Genomic DNA, 21333 nt, shown 5'->3' on the forward strand with positions numbered 1-21333 from the left:
AAACTATTCAATAAAGAATAATTTACTTTTTGAATATTCAAGACACTTAATAAAGTGTTTGAGAACTCATGATGCAAACGTTTCCACGTTTACATCGGTTTGTAAGTAACATGACGACAGACATCATCACGTTACATACTATCAGCTTTCCAAATTGTTAAAGAACAATGCGTACCGGCTAGCGGCGCATTCAGCTCTGACTTCTCCTAAGAGAAGATAAACAAGCAATCTGTGTGAACACTCAACAAACATTAAGTTAGTCGTATAGGTAAGGAGGTGATCCAGCCCCAGGTTCCCCTAGGGCTACCTTGTTACGACTTCACCCCAGTCATGAACCACAAAGTGGTGAGCGCCCCCCCGAAGGTTAAGCTACCCACTTCTTTTGCAGCCCACTCCCATGGTGTGACGGGCGGTGTGTACAAGGCCCGGGAACGTATTCACCGTGGCATTCTGATCCACGATTACTAGCGATTCCGACTTCATGGAGTCGAGTTGCAGACTCCAATCCGGACTACGACGAGCTTTGTGAGATTAGCTCCACCTCGCGGCTTTGCAACCCTCTGTACTCGCCATTGTAGCACGTGTGTAGCCCTACTCGTAAGGGCCATGATGACTTGACGTCGTCCCCACCTTCCTCCGGTTTATCACCGGCAGTCTCCCTAGAGTTCCCACCATTACGTGCTGGCAAATAAGGATAGGGGTTGCGCTCGTTGCGGGACTTAACCCAACATTTCACAACACGAGCTGACGACAGCCATGCAGCACCTGTCTCACGGTTCCCGAAGGCACTAAGCTATCTCTAGCGAATTCCGTGGATGTCAAGAGTAGGTAAGGTTCTTCGCGTTGCATCGAATTAAACCACATGCTCCACCGCTTGTGCGGGCCCCCGTCAATTCATTTGAGTTTTAACCTTGCGGCCGTACTCCCCAGGCGGTCTACTTAATGCGTTAGCTTGAGAGCCCAGTGTTCAAGACACCAAACTCCGAGTAGACATCGTTTACGGCGTGGACTACCAGGGTATCTAATCCTGTTTGCTCCCCACGCTTTCGTGCCTGAGCGTCAGTCTTTGTCCAGGGGGCCGCCTTCGCCACCGGTATTCCTCCAGATCTCTACGCATTTCACCGCTACACCTGGAATTCTACCCCCCTCTACAAGACTCTAGTTCGCCAGTTCGAAATGCAATTCCCAGGTTGAGCCCGGGGCTTTCACATCTCGCTTAACAAACCGCCTGCGCACGCTTTACGCCCAGTAATTCCGATTAACGCTCGGACCCTCCGTATTACCGCGGCTGCTGGCACGGAGTTAGCCGGTCCTTCTTCTGTAGGTAACGTCACAGCAACAGCGTATTAAGCTGCTACCTTTCCTCCCTACTGAAAGTGCTTTACAACCCGAAGGCCTTCTTCACACACGCGGCATGGCTGCATCAGGGTTTCCCCCATTGTGCAATATTCCCCACTGCTGCCTCCCGTAGGAGTCTGGGCCGTGTCTCAGTCCCAGTGTGGCTGATCATCCTCTCAGAACAGCTAGGGATCGTCGCCTTGGTGAGCCATTACCTCACCAACTAGCTAATCCCACCTAGGTTCATCCAATCGCGGAAGGCCCGAAGGTCCCCTCCTTTCCCCCGTAGGGCGTATGCGGTATTAGCAGTCGTTTCCAACTGTTATCCCCCTCGACTGGGCAGATCCCTAGGCATTACTCACCCGTCCGCCGCTCGCCGGCAAAGATAGTAAACTATCTTCCCGCTGCCGCTCGACTTGCATGTGTTAGGCCTGCCGCCAGCGTTCAATCTGAGCCATGATCAAACTCTTCAATTAAAGTTTTGTTGCTTCCGTCTTTCGACTTCAGCGGCTCAATGAATTCTGATTTTTTGTTTCTCGCACTCCTTATAAAAGAAGTGCTGAAACAAACTGTACATATTGCTATGAACACTCATTGTTACATTGATTTAAATTTTTGACTGCCAACCCTAAGGTTAAGCAGTTTCGATTAACTCAACACCTGTGAGTGTCCACACAGATTTCTTGTTTTATCTTGTTAAAGAGCAACTCAATATCCGTAAGAGGACGTGAGTACCACACTGAGCGCCGAACGCTTCCAGGTGGCTAGGGCTGCGTATTCTACGCATTTCCCGTTTCGCGTCAAGGAGTTTTTTCAACTTCTTGCTGCGATTGAATTAAGTGCCATTCTCAATAGAGAGTAAGCCATTCAATTCAAGCTAACTCGTCAGCTTGCTTTCGCTGTCTGCCGTGTCAGTGGATGCGCATTATAGGGAGATTGAGAAAGTGTGCAACCCCTATTTTTAAGATAATTGTCATTTTCTCACTGTTCGTTGGATATTTGACCTGACCAGCTAGTTTTTAACCTTTATAATGCAAAAAACCACTCAATTAGGGACTTTTCTATGTCAGGGCCACTCAGAACTTACCAAGGTATTCATCCTCAATTAGGCAATAATGTGTATGTAGATGAAGCTTCGGTGCTTGTTGGTGATATTGCACTAGATACTGATGCCAGTATTTGGCCTATGGTGGCGGCGCGTGGTGATGTTAACCATATTCGTATTGGTAAGCGCTCGAACGTGCAAGACGGTAGCATATTGCATGTAACGCGTAAGTCAGCTGCTCGTCCCGATGGTCATCCACTGATTATTGGTGATGATGTGACTATTGGTCACAAGGCGATGCTTCATGGTTGCAAAGTCGGTAACCGAGTATTAGTGGGCATGGGCGCGATTATTCTTGACGGTGCGATTTTAGAAGATGATGTGATCTTAGGTGCGGGCTCTTTAGTGCCACCGGGCAAGGTATTACAGAGCGGCTATTTATATGTAGGCAGCCCAGCTAAGCAGGCTCGTCCATTAACACCTGCCGAAATTGCCTTTTTGCCAGAATCTGCCGACAACTATGTCAGACTGAAAAACGAATACTTAGTTGAATTACAAAACCTCTAGTCACTTAGCGCTAATCTCTTATAGTTAGTCGCTTAGTATCGCTATATAAGAAAGGCGGCAGAGACTCATTCAGTCTCTGCCGCCTTTTGCTATTTATTGATTCAAAATCTATCCACTGAAACTCGCGATGAAACTAGCCTAGGCGTACTGCGCCAAACTCATCAAACTCTTCGGCTTCGATTAAGTCTTCTGCCATTTCTTCGGCGTCAAATCTCACCGCATCAAACAATGCCAGCATAGCAGCCGCTTCATCGGTGCTCGGCTGTTCAGAGAAATCATTCAGCTCACGTAATTTAGCAGCACTGATATAGCACTTGATGTTCATCCCCTGCGATTGCGCCATAAAACAGATTTGCCCTTGGGCATCGTCCCAATATTGCAGATCGGGGAAAAGAATACTTTGATTCATGCTTCCTACTTAGGCTCTGCCATTAGTTTGTCCCGCAAAAGCGTCAACACCACTTGGGTGTCTGGCTCAATACCTCGCCATAGGGTAAAACTCTTGGCCGCTTGTCCGACTAACATACCTAGCCCATCAATGACTTTCGCCGCACCTTGGGAGAGTGCCCATTGGTTAAACGCGGTGACCGAGGCGCCATACATCATGTCATAACAAACGGTTTGGGTGGTGATAATATGTGCTGGCAAAGGTGGCAACTCGCCCGCAAGGCTAGCCGAGGTTGAATTGATAATGATATCGAACTCGCCCGCAAGCTCACTCATTTCTACGGCGGTGACTTTACTCGCGTAAGCGCCGTTATCCACAGAAGTAAAGATATCGACCAAATGCTGCGCCTTAGTGTGGGTGCGATTGCTGATGGTCAGCTGTGCAATTCGCGCAGTTAATAACGGCAGAATACAACCGCGCGCCGCGCCGCCAGCGCCAATGAGTAACACGCGCTGATGTTGCAAGCTACCTAAGTTAGCGATGAGATCGGCCACCAGCCCTAAGCCGTCGGTGTTATCACCGCGAATAGTGCCATCGGCCAATAAACTTAAGGTGTTGACTGCGCCAGCGAGTTTGGCTTCGGGGCTGATACTGTCACACAGCGCAAAAGCTTGCTCCTTAAAAGGCACAGTCACATTGGCGCCCTTGCCGCCCGCATTGAAAAACGCCGTCAATGAGGCTTCAAAACCATCGACCGGAGCAAGAATGGCTTCATAGGTTAATGACTCTTGGGTGGGCGCGGCAAATTGTCCATGGATGAACGGCGATTTACTGTGGCTAATTGGATTGCCAAACACTGCGTATCTGTCTGTCATAGCGATATGAAATTTTAGGTTCGATGGCTTTGCAGTCTACCGCGCTTTTGAGCCCACGCAAGACGAATTATGTTCAACTAAATTTCACGTTGGGTTTCACGCTATAATGCGCCATCGGCTCAATACACTCTACTTTAGTGAACGACTATTCCAATGAACTGGCTTAAAAAGATTTTTAGTAAACACACTCCGCCGCAGGATGATCGCGATCCGAGTCAATCTAACGCCTATGACTTAATCGGCGGCGAGAAGGTGATCCGCGCTATCACTAAATGTTTTTATCAGAAGATGGCAAGTTCGGCAGAAACGACAACACTGCTTGCCATTCATAGGGCGCCCATTGCGGAGTCTGAGCAGAAGCTATTCGAATTTTTAAGTGGCTGGCTCGGCGGACCGCAGCTTTATCAGCAAAAATATGGTCATCCCGCATTGCGAGCACGACACATGCATGTCGATATTGATGAGGCAATGCGCGATCAATGGCTGTTTTGTATGAAGTTTGCGATTGAAGAGAACATTAAAAAGCCAGAGCATCGAGCCGCCATCTTTGAGGCGATTTCAACTCTGGCCGATCATATGCGTAATCAATAAAGTGGATATGGCATCCACTTTTTAAGATTAACGGCTAAACCCAATCGCGTGGTTTGAGGTAGTTATCGTACAAATCTGCCTCTGGGCTTCCCGCCTCTGGCGTATAAGCATATTGCCAACGCACTAATGGCGGCATCGACATTAAGATAGACTCGGTACGACCGCCTGTCTGCAGACCAAACAGCGTGCCTCTGTCGTAGACTAAGTTGAACTCAACATAACGACCACGGCGATAGAGTTGGAACTGACGCTCACGCTCACCGAACTCAGTATCCTTACGACGCTCAACAATCGGCGCATAGGCCGTTAAGAAGCCATTGCCCACGGCTTGCATAAAGCTAAAGCTTTGCTCGAATCCTGCTTGATTCAAGTCATCGAAAAACAGTCCGCCCACGCCGCGGGTTTCATTACGATGCGGCAGGAAGAAATACTCATCGCACCATTTCTTATATTTGGGATAAACCTCATCCCCGAAAGGCGCACAAATATCCTTAGATGTTTGATGCCACTCGCGCACATCTTCCTCAAATGGATAATAAGGTGTTAAGTCAAAACCACCGCCAAACCACCACACAGGATCGGCCCCCTCTTTTTGGGCGATGAAGAAGCGCACATTGGCGTGAGTCGTCGGGATATACGGATTGTTAGGATGGATCACTAAAGACACCCCCATAGCTTCAAAACTGCGACCCGCCAATTCTGGGCGATGCGCCGTAGCTGACGCCGGCATAGCGGCGCCAGTCACATGGGAAAAGTTAACTCCAGCTTGCTCGAATACTGCACCTTGGGTTAATACTCGGCTCGTGCCACCACCGCCTTCGGCGCGGGTCCATGAATCGGCGGCAAACGTTGCTTGGCCATCCAGAGCCTGTAAACCGGCACAAATTCGGTTTTGTAAATCGAGTAAAAACGCTTTTACCACTGCAGCATCAGGCACACTCATCTTGTTATCCTTATTATTGGTTTGCTCATTGTCCATTTCGTAAAATTTTGCCGCTTCGTGCATCGATAATGGTCGAGGGCTGACGTTGTTCGCCGAGTTCGCCTAATACCAGTGCATCGATTTTACCGGTAAAATCAGCGAGGATTTCAGCGGCAGTTAATGCGGGATCTTCACCTGCAAGGTTAGCACTGGTCGACACTAAAGGTTTATTAAGCGCGCGGCACAGGGCTTGTACCCCAGCATGGGCCGACACTCGCACTGCGATAGAGTCAAATTCGCCACAGAGGTATTTTGAAACATGTGCTTTGATTGGCATGACAAAGGTAAAAGGCCCCGGCCACTTGGAAAATGCAAATTCAAGCTGCTCAGCCGTCAATTGCGATTCATCAACATAGGCTAAAAGCTGCTGAAAATCACTGGCGACTAAGATCAGTCCTTTCTGCCATGGGCGCTGTTTTACCGCCAATAACTTTTGGATAGCAGTGTCGTTATCAGGGTCGCAACCTAGGCCATAAACCGCCTCGGTTGGATAAGCGATAACGCCACCTTGAAGAATGATGTCTTTTATATCGGATGGGTGTAGCTGCAACATTATCAAATCACCTTATGCGTCTTATCAGTTTTTGTCATTACCCGAATCTTCGCCGCCCCATCTAACGGTCGGTTGGGGATTATACTCAAGCCGCACTAAGGCAACAAATATTATGCAATGGCCTCGCTACAAGGGGCGCTTGTACTTGCAGGTTTTTTGCGGACATTCTAAACGCATCCCCGCCGCACCTTTACGCTCGACTAAGATCCCAAAACCACAGCTCGGGCAATCTTCAGCAACCGGAGGATAATTCACAATAAACTTGCACTTAGGGTAAGCGCTACAGGCATAAAAACTCTTTCCGAAGCGACTCGTTCTGTGCTCCAGTTTACCCGTTTTACATTCTGGGCAAGGGATATCAGGCTTATCGCTCGCTTGATCCTGTTTTTCAATATGCGTGCAGCTAGGGTATTGAGTGCAACCGATAAAGATCCCAAATCGCCCAGACTTGACCGCCAGTTCGTGGCCGCATTCAGGACATACAGAACCTTCAATCACTTGAGTTTCAATTGATTCGTGCTGCACTAAGGGACGAGTGTAATTACAGCTAGGGTAATTATTACAGCCAATAAAACCGCCGTGCTTACTGTGTTTGACCGATAACTCGCTGCCACATTCAGGGCAAAGTTCGTATTCTTTTTCCAGTGCGTGTTCGTGGGCACTAAATAATTGTTCATCAATCTTAGACATAATCATTCACCACCTGTCGTAGCGCATTAGAATATCAAGCGCAGTGCCATCAAGGAATTTATGGCATCAAAAAAGGAGGTCTTAGCCTCCTTTCTCTCATAATTCATCTTTCACAACGATTAAGAATGTAGTCGGCCTTCTGGCTGTTCGAAGATTAAATCTTCCATTTGCTCATAAGCGGACTCATGACCAGGAGCGTTAAACAACACCATTAAGATAACCCATTTGAGATCTTCTAAAATCAGGGTTGGCTCATCCAACTCCATGACTCTATCGATCACCATTTCACGGGTTTCGACATTCAGCACTTTAACTTGCTCTAAAAACAGCAAGAAACCGCGGGATTCCACATCCAGCTTGTCCATTTCGTCCTTTGTATAGATACGAAACGAATGCTGATCGTGATTACAAAGATAAGGTTTATCCCCTTCTTGTAATTCAGCTAAGCGCTCTAACCAAGTTAACGCTTTTAAAATCTCGGATTGATGAAATCCGGCACGAGTGAGTTCCTTGGTTAACTCGTCTTCATCAACTAGTAGTTCAACTTCACTGTGAACATAGTTTTCAAATAGATACATGAGGATATCAAACATGGCTAGCTCCTCTTTACTCTGACGTAACCACCGGGTACTGCAATCACCCAACCTTGCAACTCAAGTTCAAGCATTTGTTCTAACACCAGATCTATCGTTTTCCCACTATGTTCAACTACTGCATCAATGGATGTAGTTTCATAACCTACACTAGCTAACAGAGACGAAAATGGCAAATTACAAATCTCGCCTTGCTGTATATGGTGGCATAACTTCAATTCTTCAAGGTGGTAAGCGGTTAAACTTGCCAACTCCTCCACTATATCGGCGGCTGTTTCCACAAGTTTTGCCCCATCACGTAATAAATCATGACAGCCTTGATGGTAACCACCCAAGATTGAGCCCGGAACGGCAAACACCTCACGCCCTTGCTCCATCGCCAACCTCGCTGTGATTAAAGAACCGCTTTTACGACAGGCTTCAACCACAAGAGTCCCTAAAGAAAGACCGCTAATAATCCGATTTCGTTTCGGGAAATTCCCCGCAAAGGGACCGACATCTGGCCAAAACTCGCTAAGTATACAGCCTTGCTGCTGAATATCATGATAAAGCTGCCGATGTTTTCGTGGATAGACAGTCTCAATGCCAGTCCCGAGTACAGCAACGGTTCGCCCTTGATGTTCAACACAGGCTTTATGGGCAGCACCATCAATCCCCATCGCCATACCGCTGCAGATACCAAATCCCATTGAGGACATCTCCACAGCCAGCTGATAAGCGACCTGCAATCCGCCTGGAGAAGCATTACGGCTGCCGACAATCGCAAGATAAGGAAGGGCTAACGCCTCCAAACAACCTTTAACGAACAGGACGGCGGGCGGATCTGAGAGTTGTTTTAATAACGGCGGATAAAGCGGATCGGAGAAACAAACGAGATGATGGTCAGCGGCTTGCTGCTGCCATTCGAGGGCGACATCGACTTTTTGATAATCAATAGCAAGACTATGGAGCAGATGGTCAGATAAAGGTAGCGCTTCTCTCTCGTGCTCTAACCTTTGTCTGAGGTCGTCCACTTCCATGTGCGTTAATAATTGTTGGATCCGAGCGGGTCCCAGCCCAGATACAGCGCAAACAACTAACCAATCGACCAAATGTTCAGATATTACTGACCTCTTAAAGCTAAAGACTCAGGGGCAATTAACTTATCGTCGACACGCACAGGCCGCTCGGTGGAGACAATCAAACCTAAGCTCGCTTTGTCGAATACTTTGAAAACCAACAATTTACCATGATAGATATCTGGCATTTGAATAGCGCGATCCGATGAGACAGATGCCATCAGGTTATCGTAGGCGGTGCGCTCAGTGGCAGGCACTGGCATACCATCATTGTTGATGACGATGACTTCACCATCACGGTAAATAGAGAACACAACTCCGGGCTCAACCCCATCTTGGGTGCCTTTATCTAAGTACACCACATCCAACTTACCCGCTTCACGCATCTTTGATTCGATAGCAAGCACGACGGCTGGCGTCTTTAACTCTGCCGGTTTTGGCGTAAAGTAAGCTGACATCAAGGAATCACTTTCCATCGGCATGACTCTGAAACCCGCTTTGGTTTCACGAAAGCTGGTTAACAACTTAATTTTTGAAACCTTACCAGACTCAACCACTTGCCCAGTTGAGGCTAAAATGGCCTCTTGTCCTATCGCTTCGCCTGACGCTTTATTGAAAAACTCGCGACCACGTTCGTAAACACCGTACTTTTGATTTATCGGCAGTTCAGCATCGATATAAATCACATCACCCACAATATGGTGACGCGATGGGCTTTCACCTGCCAATACCATAGGTTGCTCGGCAAGCCAGTCGGTTGCGACAACGCGATTCTGCACTAAATACTGTTCAATTAAGGCCAAGTCGACGGCAGGAATCGCATTGCTCTTAGCAATGATCCGTCCTTCAGGACTCTTCTTCACATGGGGTTTAGCACTGTCAACCATGTCGCCGTTGCGCACAAGCCGAGGCTGACCATCGACAAACACGAGTGTGAGTTGATCGCCAGGATAAATAAGATGGGGATTGGCAATCTGTGGGTTTACATCCCAAAGACGTGGCCATTTCCATGGATCATTTAGAAACGCTGCGGAGATATCCCAAAGAGTATCGCCCTTTTTCACCACATATGACTCAGGATGCCCCGCTTTCAGCGTAAGGGTATCGGCGGCAACAAACGTGCAATTGAATGTCATTAACGCGAGTAAAATTAACCGTTTCATGGGTATTTCCATGTTGTTTGGCTCTTAGTTTGAGCTTTTACTGTTATTGATAGGCACTAAAGATTAAAATTAACCCATTAGCATCAGTCAGTATAACTAACTGGCAGAGATTTGACAGACTTGTTAAGAGTTTATGTATGGCACAATTAAAAGTATTACAATTTCCTGACGAAAGATTGCGGACACGAGCCACACCCATCACAGAGTTTAATGCCGAGCTGCAAACTCAAATTGATGATATGTTCGACACCATGTACCAAGAAAAAGGTATCGGTCTGGCCGCGACCCAAGTGGATTACCATAAACAACTTATTGTCATGGACTTACAAGATGAAGTCGAACGACCTAAAGTGTTTATTAATCCCGAAATTATCGCCAGCAGCGGCGACTTCTGCAATGAAGAAGGTTGCCTGTCGGTGCCAGGCATTTATGCCAAAGTCGATCGCGCCGAATTTGTTACGGTAAAAGCCTTAGACAGGCACGGCAACGAATTTATTGTTGAGGCCGATGAGCTTTTTGCTATCTGTATTCAACACGAAATGGATCACCTCAAAGGCAAATTGTTTGTCGATTATCTGTCGCCGCTAAAACGTCAGCGGATCAAACAAAAACTTGAAAAAGCGGCCCGATTGGACGCCAAAGAAGCATAGGATCAGATTTGAAACCACTCAACATCATCTTTGCCGGAACACCGGATTTTGCCGCTCGCCACTTACAAGCACTGTTGAACTCACACCACAATGTGATTGGCGTTTACACTCAGCCCGATAGACCCGCTGGCCGCGGCAAGAAACTGACCGCCAGCCCAGTAAAAGAACTCGCCGTCGCCAACAATATTCCTGTGTATCAACCTGGTTCATTACGTAAAGAACCCGCGCAACAAGAGCTTGCCGCGCTGAATGCCGATATCATGGTGGTGGTTGCCTACGGTCTGATCCTGCCAAAAGTCGTATTAGATACGCCGCGTCTAGGTTGTATTAACGTTCACGGTTCTATTTTGCCACGCTGGCGTGGTGCCGCACCGATCCAACGCGCGCTTTGGGCCGGCGACAAAGAAACCGGCGTGACCGTTATGCAGATGGATGTGGGTTTAGATACCGGCGATATGCTACTGAAAACCACTCTGCCGATTGAAGATAGCGACACCTCAGCCAGCCTTTACGAGAAATTGGCGGAACAAGGTCCTGTTGCCCTATTGCAAGCCCTCGAAGGTCTAGCAAACGGCACCTTAGCCGCTGAAAAACAAGATGAAGCCTTAGCGAACTACGCAGAAAAACTCAGTAAAGAAGAAGCCAGACTCGATTGGAATAAATCTGCCAAACAACTCTGGCAAGAAGTCCGTGCCTTTAATCCTTGGCCTGTGAGTTACTTTGAGCACCAAGGCAATACTATTAAAGTGTGGCAAACCCAAGTTAGTGAAACCACCAGCACAGCCGCTCCGGGCACTATTATCAGCGCCAGCAAAAAAGGCATAGAAGTCGCCACCGCCGACGGCGTATTAACCCTGCTGAGTATGCAGCTGCCGGGGAAAAAGCCGCTCAATGTTGCCGATATTCTCAATGCTCGAGGTGAATGGTTTAGCCCGAATACTCGCCTCGCAAACGAGGCACAATAGTATGAACTTGCGCGCGCTGGCTGCGAAAGCCATCTTCGAAGTATTAGAAAAAGGTGTGTCACTCTCAGTGGCATTGCCCGATCAACAAAAGCACCTTGCCAGTGGCAAAGATAAAGCCCTACTCGCCGAGCTCTGTTACGGCGTGATGCGCACTCTGCCGCAAATAGAGAAACGCATCAGTGAATGCCTAGCGAAACCACTCAAAGGTAAGCAAAGGATTATCCACCAGTTGCTGATCATAGGTTGCTATCAACTTTACTTCACTCGCATTCCAAGCCACGCCGCGATTTCAGAAACCGCCGAAGCCTGTCGCCAGTTAAAATTTGAAGGCATGGTTAAGGTCGTTAACGGTGTACTGCGCAACATTCAGCGTCAGCTTTCGCCGCTAAGCACTGAGTCAGATACCTTAAGCTACAACACGCCCGCTTGGTTGATTAAGCGTTTGAAAGAAGCCTATCCCGAGCAGTGGCAAGACATCATTCAACAAAGCCATGAACGCCCACCTATGTGGCTGCGTAACAATCGCTTATCCCAGAGCCGTGCCGAATACCTTGCTGCTTTAGCCGAACTCGAGATTGAAGCGAGCGAAGGCAGCAGTGCCGATGCCATCCTTTTAGCGCATCCAAAAGATGTCGCCACACTGCCACGCTTCCATGAAGGCGCGGCCTCAGTGCAAGATGGCGCGGCGCAATGGGCGGCGACATTACTGGCGCCACAAGCGAATGAATTAATCCTCGATGCCTGCGCGGCGCCCGGTGGTAAAAGCTGTCATCTACTCGAACTTGAGCCAAGCATCAAACTGGTTGCCGTCGACTTTGATGCCAAACGCCTCGAGCGCGTACAACAGAACCTTGACCGCTTGTCATTAAAAGCGGAGCTTATCCATGGCGATGCGGCCAATATTGACTCATGGTGGCAAGGTGGACAATTTGATCGTATCTTACTGGACGCGCCATGCTCGGCCACGGGAGTGATCCGCCGCCATCCCGATATTAAATGGTTACGCAAAAACCATGACATCGAAGAATTGGCTGAACTACAACAGCAAATTCTCGAGCATTGCTGGAAGTGGCTCAAACCCGGTGGCACGCTTCTTTATGCCACTTGCTCGATTTTACCGCAGGAAAATCGCGACCAGATCAGTGCGTTTTTAGAGAGAACGGCAGATGCTAAGCTAGACACACTCTCCCAGCAAAATTCGCCACAGGATATAGGTTGGCAAATCACGCCAGGACAAGACAATATGGATGGGTTCTATTACGCCCGTTTATTAAAAGCGACCGATTAGGAAGTAAGCAAGGCCATGAAAATTATCATATTAGGTGCGGGTCAAGTCGGGGGAACCTTGGCCGAAAATTTGGTAGGTGAGAATAATGACATCACCATAGTCGATCATGACAAATCCAGACTACGCGCCCTGCAAGATAAATATGACCTTCGCGTTGTGGCGGGCCATGCAGCCCACCCTGATGTGCTCAGAGAAGCGGGCGCAGAAGATGCCGACATGCTGATCGCGGTAACCAATAGCGATGAATGCAACATGGCCGCCTGCCAGATTGCTTACACCCTTTTCGGCACGCCAACAAAAATTGCCCGTATTCGTTCAGAACCTTATCTGGCGATGCGCGATAAACTCTTTATCGACAGTGAAACCAAAAATAGCGACGGTCGCCCCCGCGGCGGCTTCGTGATCGATGAATTAATCGCCCCTGAACAGTTAGTGACCGCTTACATTCAGCGACTTGTTGAATATCCCGGCGCGCTACAAGTACTCGAATTTGCCGAAGGACGGCTAAGCCTAGTGGCCGTTCGCGCCTATTATGGCGGCCCACTGGTGGGGAATGCGTTAGCGGCACTGCGCGAACACATGCCGAATATTGATACCCGGGTTGCGGCGATTTTCCGCCAAGGCCGCCCTATCATGCCTCGCGGTACCACTATTATCGAAGCCGATGATGAAGTCTTCTTCGTCGCCGACAGTCGCCACATTCGCGCTGTTATGAGCGAAATGCAAAAGCTCGATAACTCCTACCGCAACATTATGATCGCCGGTGGCGGTAACATAGGCTTAGGTTTAGCCAAACGCCTCGAGCGCACCCACTCAGTTAAACTGATTGAGCATAAGTATGAGCGGGCTGAAGCCTTATCGGAGCAACTGGAAAATACAACCGTGTTCTGTGGTGACGCTTCGGATCAAGAATTACTGCTCGAAGAACACATAGATCAAACCGACGTATTTATTGCGGTGACCAATGACGATGAAGCCAATATTATGTCGGCATTGCTGGCAAAACGTATGGGCGCGAAAAAAGTCATGGTGCTGATCCAGCGCGAAGCCTATGTGGATATCGTCCAAGAAGCTAATATCGACATTGCTATCTCACCCCAGCAAGCCACCATTTCGGCACTGTTAACCCATATCCGTCAGGGTGATATCTGTAACGTTTACTCCCTACGTCGCGGCGCCGCCGAGGCAATTGAAGCGATTGCCCACGGGGATGCCAGCACGTCTAAAGTGGTTGGCAAAGCCATTGGCGATATTAAGTTGCCACCGGGAACCACCATTGGTGCTATTGTCCGCAACGACGAAGTATTAATGGCTCACGACAAAACCGTGATAGAACAAGGGGATCACGTGATCTTATTCCTAGTGAATAAAAAGTTTGTCGGCGAAGTCGAGAAGCTTTTCCAACCAAGTGCTTTCTTCTTCTAAGAACCTAAGTAAGCCAACTTATGCTGAACTTTAGACCACTATTGTTTATTTTAGGGCTGTTTTTGTCCATGCTGACAGCCTTCATGTTGATCCCACTGCTCCTCGCCGTGTTCAATGCCGAGGAAACCGTGGGCTCTTTCATGCTGTCGGCGTTAGTGACAGGCATTAGTGCCAGCTTGTGTTTACACAATGGCCAGAGCAAGACTATTAACCTCAATATCCGCGATATGTTCCTGCTGACCAGCCTAACGTGGTTGATCGTAAGCCTGTTTGCCGCCATGCCCTTTACCCTATATCACGGGATTGGCTATACCGACGCCTTCTTTGAGACTATGTCCGGCATCACGACCACAGGTTCTACTGTGCTCTCGGGGTTGGATACCATGGATCACAGCATTTTAATCTGGCGCTCTTTATTGCAGTGGCTTGGCGGGATTGGCTTTATTGTGATGGCGGTGGCCATTCTGCCCTTCTTGAACGTCGGTGGTATGCGGCTGTTCCGCACTGAATCTTCGGATTGGAGCGATAAAGCCGTACCACGTACCCAGAGCATGGCTAAGTACTTATTCTTTATTTATATTTTGCTAACTGTTGCCTGCTGCGTTGCTTATCATCTGGCGGGAATGACGTGGTTTCAAGCCATCAACCATGCCATGACCACCCTATCAACCGGCGGCTACTCAACATCTGATAGCTCAATGGCCGCATTTTCGCACTCGGCTCACTGGGTTGGCGTGTTCTTTATGGCGGCGGGTGGCTTACCGCTACTTATGTTTGTGCACACCATACAGCAAAGGGATCTGCGCATTTGGAACGATGCTCAGGTCAAAGGCTTCTTGTTTTTCCTGACCTTCGTGTCTTGTTCTATTGGCTTTTGGCTGTGGCAAACCCGCGACATTGAACTCCTCGATGCGCTGCGTTTATCCAGCTTTAACGTGGTTTCTGTGGTGACCACTACAGGTTATGGCTTAACGGATTACGGTGCTTGGGGCGCCTTTGCCAACATCGCCTTTATGTTCTTAATGTTTGTCGGTAGCTGCTCTGGCTCAACTTCAGGCGGGATTAAAATCTTCCGCTTTCAAATTGCTGGCGCCATTATGCGTGAGCAATTGAAACAACAATGTCATCCAAACGGAATCTTTAGGGAACGCTACAACAATCGCATCATCAGTGAAGATATCGTGCGCTCGCTGATCACTTTCGTGCTGTTGTTTGTAATGGTGATTGTAGGCTTGTCGGTAATTTTAGTGCTCACAGGGCTCGATCCTATGACCAGTTTCACGGGCGCTATCACGGCGGTCACGAACGTAGGTCCTGGCTTAGGGCCGATTATTGGCCCTGCGGGTAACTTCTCAACCCTGCCCGACGTGGCGAAATGGGCGTTGTCACTCGGCATGTTACTCGGTCGTTTAGAAATTCTAACCGTAGCAGTGTTATTCCACCCGAGTTTCTGGAAGTATTAATTCAGTAGAGCTCGGATACTAAAAAGGCGCTTAACTTGTTAAGCGCCTTTTTTATTAAGCCTGACCCGTCCTAAATAGCGGTAACGTCGACGAGTTCAAGCAGATGATCGGCATAGACCTTCACATCTGCCCAGTCGGTGTAGTCGATAACCGACTTAGGATCGGTTGGGCCTTTGGTCATCTTCATAATCAACTGGATCATCCACCTGTCGTACCAAGGCCATGAAGGATAATCCACTTTCCCCGCAATAATTTTAAGATCGGCTGGCGTCCACGGCGATAAGGCGATGAACTTTTGCAGATATTTATTATTCTCAGGAATACGTTTTTCTGGATTTCTCGCCACCACGTTGACGCAGAAGAAACTGTTTGGCAATGCACCCAAAGCCTCTGCATGCTGCTCGATAAACTTGAACACACTCTTATCATAGGTGCCATAGAGTACGCAGGCACCTAAGGCGACGACCTCGTAATCGGGCCAATTGATACAAGTCGCGGCAGCACTGTTGATATCGACAAGGTCGACCTTAGCGCCACGAAAGGTTAATTGGTCGGCAATTGCATTGGCAATCTTGGCCGTGTGGCCACCACGGGTAAAATAAAGTACGAGAACGCGTGTCATAGGGAATTACCGATCCACTGAGTTAATGTCACCATTGTGGCAAGATTACGTTAAATAAACCTCTGATAGGATCACAAATCAGCCGTATCTCATATTCTGAGATGCAAAAATTGAGATCTGCATGGCTGAGCAGTATGATTGCGTAAACACAGGTGTTCAATTAGAATTATCTAATCAAAAGCGATGAAGTGAGTGACCTTATGCAAAATGACATAGATGTAGCTGCAATGGTAACTAATGCGGAAAGTGCGGCTAAATGGCTTAAGGCCATAGCGAACCCTTATCGCCTAATGATTTTATGCCTATTACTAGACAAAGAGTTGAGCGTAACTGAACTCAATGCCACTGTGCCATTAAGCCAGTCGGCACTATCCCAGCATTTAGCCGTATTACGCGCTGAAGATCTGGTGGATACCCGTAAGAGCTCGCAAATTGTTTACTACAAGCTCAAGAACGAACAAGTCACCCAAGTGATTTCGATTCTGCATAGCCGCTACTGCGCAGTGTAACACGGTAAAGCTAGCTTAAATTTAAGCCCTAATCGCTTGCAAGTGATTAGGGCTTAATGGTTTTTAGTGCTGGCTAAAGCGGTTACCGAAGGCGTCGACTTTTTCCCAATCGGTAAACTCAAAGGTGCCTGTGATATCGGTTGGCCCTTTAGTCATCCACATAATGAAACGTATCATAGTGCGATCGAAGAAACCGTATTTAGGATAATCAATCTTGCCCGCAAACACTTCAAGCAACTGTGGCTGCCACAGTGAAAGCTGCAGAAACTTTTGCATATAAGGATTGGTTTCAGGCGTATTCTTTAAGGGTTTGCGCGCCACGACATTAACGGTAAAAAAGCCATTAATCTTAGTATCGAGCACCGCATGGTGGCGGTTCACAAACTGGTAAAGTTCAGGTCTATGCTTACCATAACGAATACTGGCGCCGATCAGCACTTTATCAAAATCAGCTAAGCTCAACGCTTCAGCCTGCTCTAATGTGACCAGCGAAACCTGCTCTCCCGCCTGCTCAGCAATCGTCTTCATTTTTTGGCAAATTGCCAATGTTTGGCCATCAATCGTCGAATAGATTATTAACGTCTGCATGATTAATTCTTCCAAAAAGTTGGCGTAAACAAAATCAGTAAGGTAAATACTTCGAGGCGACCAAACAGCATAGCCGCGACCAATACCCATTTGGCGCCATCGCCAATACTGGCGTAGTTACTGGCTACCGCGCCTAAGCCTGGGCCTAGGTTGTTTAAGCAAGCTGCGGTGGCACTAAAGGCAGTAATATCATCTAATCCCATCGCCATGAGTGCAAGCATACAGATCACAAACACCAGCGCATAGGCAGAGAAGAATCCCCACACGGCATCGACAACGCGATCGGGCAAGGCTTTAGAACCGATACGGATAGAGAACATCGCCTTAGGATGAACCAGCCGCTTTAATTCGCGCGAGCCCTGTAACAGCAGCAAAATAACCCGAATCACTTTTATCCCGCCCGCCGTTGAGCCACCACAGCCACCGATAAAGCTCGAAAATATCAATAAGATCGGTAAAAACAACGGCCACATGTGGAAGCTTTCAGTACCAAACCCTGCGGTAGTGGCCACGGAAACCGCCTGAAATAAGGCATGGTCTAAGGTTTCTTCCGGCGAATCATAAATGCCCGAATGATAAAGCGTGAGGAAACAAATCGCGGTAAGAATGAGTTGAATCGCCACCAGCATCTTAAATTCGGCATCTTTAAAATACACTCTAACGTTAATTCCTCGCCGCGAAAATGCCGCAAAATGCACGCTAAAGTTAACCGCAGAAACGATTAAAAAGAATACACAAATAAGGTTAATCACTGAACTATCGAAATACCCCATGCTAGCATCGTGGGTCGAAAAACCGCCAATAGCGATAGTTGAAAATGAATGGCAAACCGCATCGAACACACTCATGCCCGCCAGCCAATAGGCGGTAGCACAGGAAATAGTTAACAATAAATAGATATACCACAGTGCCTTAGCGGTTTCGGCGATCCGCGGGGTCATCTTACTGTCTTTCACTGGCCCCGGTATTTCAGCGCGATAGAGCTGCATTCCCCCGACGCCAAGCACAGGTAAAATCGCCACGGCGAGCACAATAATCCCCATACCGCCGAGCCATTGCAGCATATGGCGATAAAACAGAATGGCTTTAGGTAAGAAGTCGAGCCCGACAATCACTGTGGCTCCGGTGGTGGTTAACGCAGAGAAAGATTCGAAGAAGCTATCGGTCCAGCTGAGGTCGGGTTGACTCGAGAAGATAAACGGTAAAGCACCGATAGAACCCAGTACGGTCCAGAACAGGACCACAATCAAGAAACCCTCTCGGGTACGCAATTCTTCTTTACAGTGGCGATTGGGATACCAGAGCCAGAAACCAATAAATAGGCTGACAAAAAATGCCTGCATAAACGCCGTGCCGCCGCCATCGTTATACCAAACAGCGATCAGTGCTGGTGGCAGCATAGTGATTGAAAATAAACCAATCAGCAGGCCTATGATTCGTATTATGGTTTTATATTGCATTAAGCGAGTTCAATCATTCCATTGGCTGCAAAGGTATTTTCAGCATTTGGGCTATTTTGGCATAATTTACGCAGGCATCACAGCTCAAACTCAGGCCTCAAACTTCCCTGACTGAGCGTCGCCAGCGACTCACACAGTAATGCCTGTTGCTGCCTGCCAATCTCAAACACAATATCGACCGCTTCGGCAAATTGCTTATCGATAATCACGGCATCGACTTGTTGTAATAGATGCTCAACATCGCGCAGCTGCGCATAATCACAATGCAACTTGGCGGGATAACGTAACTGTTTAAGTCGCGTCGGCAATTGAACCAAACCTTGCCGTAAGCCCGACGTATAAGCCCGAACCAGTCCACCTACGCCTAGCTTAGTGCCACCATAATAACGCACCACAACAGCACCCACTTCGCCGATATTCGCCCCTTGCAACACAGCTAACATAGGGCGACCAGCGCTACCTGCTGGCTCACCGTCATCACTCGAACCAATCAAGACGCTATCATCCGGTGCGCCAGCCACAAAAGCAGAGCAATAATGGCTTGCGCCGGGATAGTCACGCTTTATGTCAGTGAGTACTAACTTAAATTTTTCAAAGCTATCGCAATGAAACAGAAAAGAGATAAAGCGACTATGCTTTATCTCTTCTTCAATCACGATATCTGCACAGGGAACGCTATAACTTTCGAGCACACATCCGCCCTAATCTTTACCCTATGATCAATCGGTCAAACCGAGTTCACGGGTCATGTTCTCGTTTCTATCTTGATGCACAATGACGTTATCTTCGATACGAATACCGCCAAAAGGTCTTAACTCATCAACCGTTTGCCAGTTGATCTGTTGGCCACGACTATCTTGTTTAAGCTCATTGAGCAGAGTATCGATAATGTATAACCCAGGTTCCATGGTCAGCACTTGGTTTGGCGCTAAAATGCGGGTGCAACGTAGGAATGGATGGGCCTCTGGCGCCGCGATATGAGTACCGCGTTCATCGTGGGAGAAGCCACCAACATCATGTACTTGTAGGCCTAACATGTGGCCTAAGCCATGTGGGAAGAAAGCACTGGTTATGCCTTGATCGACCAAACCTTGGACATCACCTGTGGCTAAATCAAAATCCAATAGCATTTGCGCGACTTTTGTATGGGTGGCCAAGTGTAAATCGGGATAACGCACACCCGGACGCATCATATCGATAAGCTCTAGCTGTGCCTTGTTCATCGCAGTGATCAATTCATCGAAACGATTCTTCTCGAATGCATAGGTTCTGGTGATATCAGAGGCATAGCCAAAGTAACTCGCGCCGGCATCGATAAGAAATGACAAACGTTTCGCAGGGCTTTGGTGTTCAAGTGCGGTGTAATGCAAAATCGCCGCATTTTGGTTAAGGGCGATGATATTGCCATAGGGCACTTCATTCTCGCTCTGGCCTACGGCGGATAAATAGTGCTGCTGGATTTCGAACTCGCTCGCACCATTATAAAAGGCATTTTTAGCCGCCAAATGTCCCTGCACCGCAATTTGATTCGCGCGGCGCATGCATTCCAGCTCATATTCGGTTTTAGTGGTTCTGTGGTAATGCAAATAACTCATCACAGCATCGGGATTACGACTGGTAAAACCCAGCACTTCGGCCACATCTAAATGCTCACCTAAATAGGCCCAATTGGCGATATCTGTCGGTAAAAACTCAGCGACCTTATCAGCCTTGGTCAGCAGCTTAATATCGAAATACTCAGTCCAAAACATATCAGGCACATCAGACACTTTGTGCCAAAAATCCACAGGACGATAAAAAATCAGCTGCGGCTTATCACGGCCGTTAACCACTAACCAGCAATTCGGATTATCTAGCACTGGCAACCATGCCTTGAAGTGCGGGTTTGCCTTAAAGGGATAATTGATATCATCCAAAAACATCCGATGCGGCTGACCCGAATGGATCACTAAACCAGACAAGGCTTCTCGAGACAAAATCTCTGCGACTCGACGGTTTAACTCGGCAATATGGGCACGATAGTGATGAGCCAACTGATCCATTTGTCATCTCCTGCAATGAATAAAAGTTAATAATATGAGCCGAATTTGCTCACATATTCTTAATCTGATCATGAACAACAGATTCAATCAAAACACTAAACTGTCACTCAATCTAAAATACATGGCCGCGGAACAAAGAACATTAAAGCGATAACATCATGATTATCTTTAAGAGTTATGTTCAACCCTAGCATGGCTGCAGCGTTTAAACGTCTAAGGTAAACAGCCACAAAGACCTATTTATCCGCAAAGTGATTTAACGCATTCTAGGTGTTCTACACTCTGTGCAGTGTATCACAAAGGTGAAAAATCACTCTAGCCGACAAGAAATTAAACAGTCGTTTAAATTGGGTGTTGTAATTTATCGAATTTCGAAGCACACTGGCACACAACTGGTCAAATGATGGCCGAAGCTGCTGTGAGATAGAGAGTCGTACTAGCACCAACACATAATGGTGGGTATCACTTTTAAGCCAAA

General features: G+C 47.8%; 21 protein-coding genes and 1 rRNA gene. 8 read left to right on the forward strand and 14 right to left on the reverse strand.

What is annotated here, in order from left to right; translation table 11 throughout:
* Positions 1–269: 269 nt before the first annotated feature.
* A 16S ribosomal RNA gene (locus AC5YB3_RS11535) occupies positions 270–1814 on the reverse strand.
* 587 nt (positions 1815–2401) lie between these two features.
* Here AC5YB3_RS11535 and AC5YB3_RS11540 point away from each other — a divergent pair.
* Positions 2402–2950 carry a gamma carbonic anhydrase family protein gene (locus AC5YB3_RS11540; protein WP_432341853.1) on the forward strand — a complete coding sequence of 183 codons (549 nt, stop codon included), beginning with the start codon at positions 2402–2404 and terminating at the stop codon, positions 2948–2950.
* A gap of 133 nt (positions 2951–3083) precedes the next feature.
* Here the strand turns inward: AC5YB3_RS11540 and AC5YB3_RS11545 are convergent, their stop codons facing one another.
* Complete coding sequence (locus AC5YB3_RS11545; RefSeq protein ID WP_006083787.1) at positions 3084–3359, reverse strand: DUF1488 family protein; 276 nt, start codon at positions 3357–3359, stop codon at positions 3084–3086.
* A gap of 5 nt (positions 3360–3364) precedes the next feature.
* Positions 3365–4213 (reverse strand): shikimate dehydrogenase, encoded by an 849-nt coding sequence (gene aroE / locus AC5YB3_RS11550; RefSeq protein ID WP_494527151.1) that lies wholly within the window; start codon positions 4211–4213, stop codon positions 3365–3367.
* A gap of 153 nt (positions 4214–4366) precedes the next feature.
* Between aroE and AC5YB3_RS11555 the strand changes: the two genes are divergently transcribed.
* Positions 4367–4804 carry a group II truncated hemoglobin gene (locus tag AC5YB3_RS11555; protein ID WP_006083789.1) on the forward strand — a complete coding sequence of 146 codons (438 nt, stop codon included), beginning with the start codon at positions 4367–4369 and terminating at the stop codon, positions 4802–4804.
* A gap of 34 nt (positions 4805–4838) precedes the next feature.
* Here AC5YB3_RS11555 and hemF read toward each other — a convergent pair whose 3' ends face one another.
* From hemF to AC5YB3_RS11585, 6 genes are all read right to left on the reverse strand, one after another.
* The gene (hemF, locus tag AC5YB3_RS11560) at positions 4839–5747 is read right to left on the reverse strand and encodes an oxygen-dependent coproporphyrinogen oxidase (RefSeq protein WP_006084800.1); all 909 of its coding nucleotides are present in this window, start codon (positions 5745–5747) and stop codon (positions 4839–4841) included.
* A gap of 25 nt (positions 5748–5772) precedes the next feature.
* The gene (gene tsaC / locus AC5YB3_RS11565) at positions 5773–6339 is read right to left on the reverse strand and encodes an L-threonylcarbamoyladenylate synthase type 1 TsaC (RefSeq protein WP_011845357.1); all 567 of its coding nucleotides are present in this window, start codon (positions 6337–6339) and stop codon (positions 5773–5775) included.
* A 126-nt stretch (positions 6340–6465) separates the two neighbouring features.
* The gene (locus AC5YB3_RS11570) at positions 6466–7029 is read right to left on the reverse strand and encodes a DNA topoisomerase family protein (protein ID WP_006083792.1); all 564 of its coding nucleotides are present in this window, start codon (positions 7027–7029) and stop codon (positions 6466–6468) included.
* 119 nt (positions 7030–7148) lie between these two features.
* Positions 7149–7622, reverse strand: coding sequence for a DUF494 family protein (locus AC5YB3_RS11575; protein ID WP_006083793.1), 474 nt, complete (start codon positions 7620–7622; stop codon positions 7149–7151).
* A gap of 2 nt (positions 7623–7624) precedes the next feature.
* Positions 7625–8641 (reverse strand): DNA-processing protein DprA, encoded by a 1017-nt coding sequence (gene dprA, locus AC5YB3_RS11580; RefSeq protein ID WP_494527152.1) that lies wholly within the window; start codon positions 8639–8641, stop codon positions 7625–7627.
* Between the two features lie 83 nt (positions 8642–8724).
* A complete protein-coding gene (locus AC5YB3_RS11585) occupies positions 8725–9855 on the reverse strand; it encodes a LysM peptidoglycan-binding domain-containing protein (RefSeq protein WP_006083795.1) in 1131 nt (376 codons plus the stop codon).
* Between the two features lie 125 nt (positions 9856–9980).
* On the opposite strand from AC5YB3_RS11585, the gene def reads away from it, so the two are divergent.
* The 5 genes from def to AC5YB3_RS11610 are packed head-to-tail and all read left to right on the forward strand — an operon-like array spanning position 9981 to position 15634.
* Positions 9981–10493 carry a peptide deformylase gene (gene def / locus AC5YB3_RS11590; protein ID WP_071939881.1) on the forward strand — a complete coding sequence of 171 codons (513 nt, stop codon included), beginning with the start codon at positions 9981–9983 and terminating at the stop codon, positions 10491–10493.
* 8 nt (positions 10494–10501) lie between these two features.
* Positions 10502–11458: a methionyl-tRNA formyltransferase gene (fmt, locus tag AC5YB3_RS11595; RefSeq protein ID WP_107403103.1), complete on the forward strand. Its 957-nt coding sequence runs from the start codon at positions 10502–10504 to the stop codon at positions 11456–11458.
* Between the two features lies 1 nt (position 11459).
* Positions 11460–12746 carry a 16S rRNA (cytosine(967)-C(5))-methyltransferase RsmB gene (rsmB, locus tag AC5YB3_RS11600; protein WP_259561417.1) on the forward strand — a complete coding sequence of 429 codons (1287 nt, stop codon included), beginning with the start codon at positions 11460–11462 and terminating at the stop codon, positions 12744–12746.
* Between the two features lie 15 nt (positions 12747–12761).
* Positions 12762–14171: a Trk system potassium transporter TrkA gene (gene trkA, locus AC5YB3_RS11605; RefSeq protein WP_006083799.1), complete on the forward strand. Its 1410-nt coding sequence runs from the start codon at positions 12762–12764 to the stop codon at positions 14169–14171.
* Between the two features lie 20 nt (positions 14172–14191).
* Positions 14192–15634, forward strand: a complete 1443-nt coding sequence (locus tag AC5YB3_RS11610; protein ID WP_006084792.1) for a TrkH family potassium uptake protein — start codon at positions 14192–14194, stop codon at positions 15632–15634.
* Positions 15635–15704: 70 nt separating this feature from the next.
* On the opposite strand, the gene hemG (AC5YB3_RS11615) is transcribed toward AC5YB3_RS11610, so the two are convergent.
* Entirely contained in the window at positions 15705–16256 is a 552-nt protein-coding gene (hemG, locus tag AC5YB3_RS11615) for a menaquinone-dependent protoporphyrinogen IX dehydrogenase (RefSeq protein WP_006083801.1), read from the reverse strand.
* Positions 16257–16456: 200 nt separating this feature from the next.
* On the opposite strand from hemG (AC5YB3_RS11615), the gene AC5YB3_RS11620 reads away from it, so the two are divergent.
* On the forward strand, positions 16457–16765 hold the full coding sequence (locus AC5YB3_RS11620; RefSeq protein ID WP_006083802.1) for an ArsR/SmtB family transcription factor: 309 nt from the start codon (positions 16457–16459) through the stop codon (positions 16763–16765).
* A 63-nt stretch (positions 16766–16828) separates the two neighbouring features.
* Here the strand turns inward: AC5YB3_RS11620 and hemG (AC5YB3_RS11625) are convergent, their stop codons facing one another.
* From hemG (AC5YB3_RS11625) to pepQ, 4 genes are all read right to left on the reverse strand, one after another.
* Complete coding sequence (gene hemG, locus AC5YB3_RS11625) at positions 16829–17353, reverse strand: menaquinone-dependent protoporphyrinogen IX dehydrogenase (RefSeq protein WP_115335900.1); 525 nt, start codon at positions 17351–17353, stop codon at positions 16829–16831.
* A 2-nt stretch (positions 17354–17355) separates the two neighbouring features.
* Positions 17356–18813, reverse strand: a complete 1458-nt coding sequence (locus AC5YB3_RS11630) for a TrkH family potassium uptake protein (RefSeq protein ID WP_006083804.1) — start codon at positions 18811–18813, stop codon at positions 17356–17358.
* A gap of 77 nt (positions 18814–18890) precedes the next feature.
* Positions 18891–19505 (reverse strand): YigZ family protein, encoded by a 615-nt coding sequence (locus tag AC5YB3_RS11635; RefSeq protein ID WP_006083805.1) that lies wholly within the window; start codon positions 19503–19505, stop codon positions 18891–18893.
* Between the two features lie 27 nt (positions 19506–19532).
* Positions 19533–20855, reverse strand: a complete 1323-nt coding sequence (gene pepQ, locus AC5YB3_RS11640; RefSeq protein WP_494527153.1) for a Xaa-Pro dipeptidase — start codon at positions 20853–20855, stop codon at positions 19533–19535.
* Positions 20856–21333: the final 478 nt, after the last annotated feature.

Source organism: Shewanella sp. 1311 (assembly GCF_059338235.1).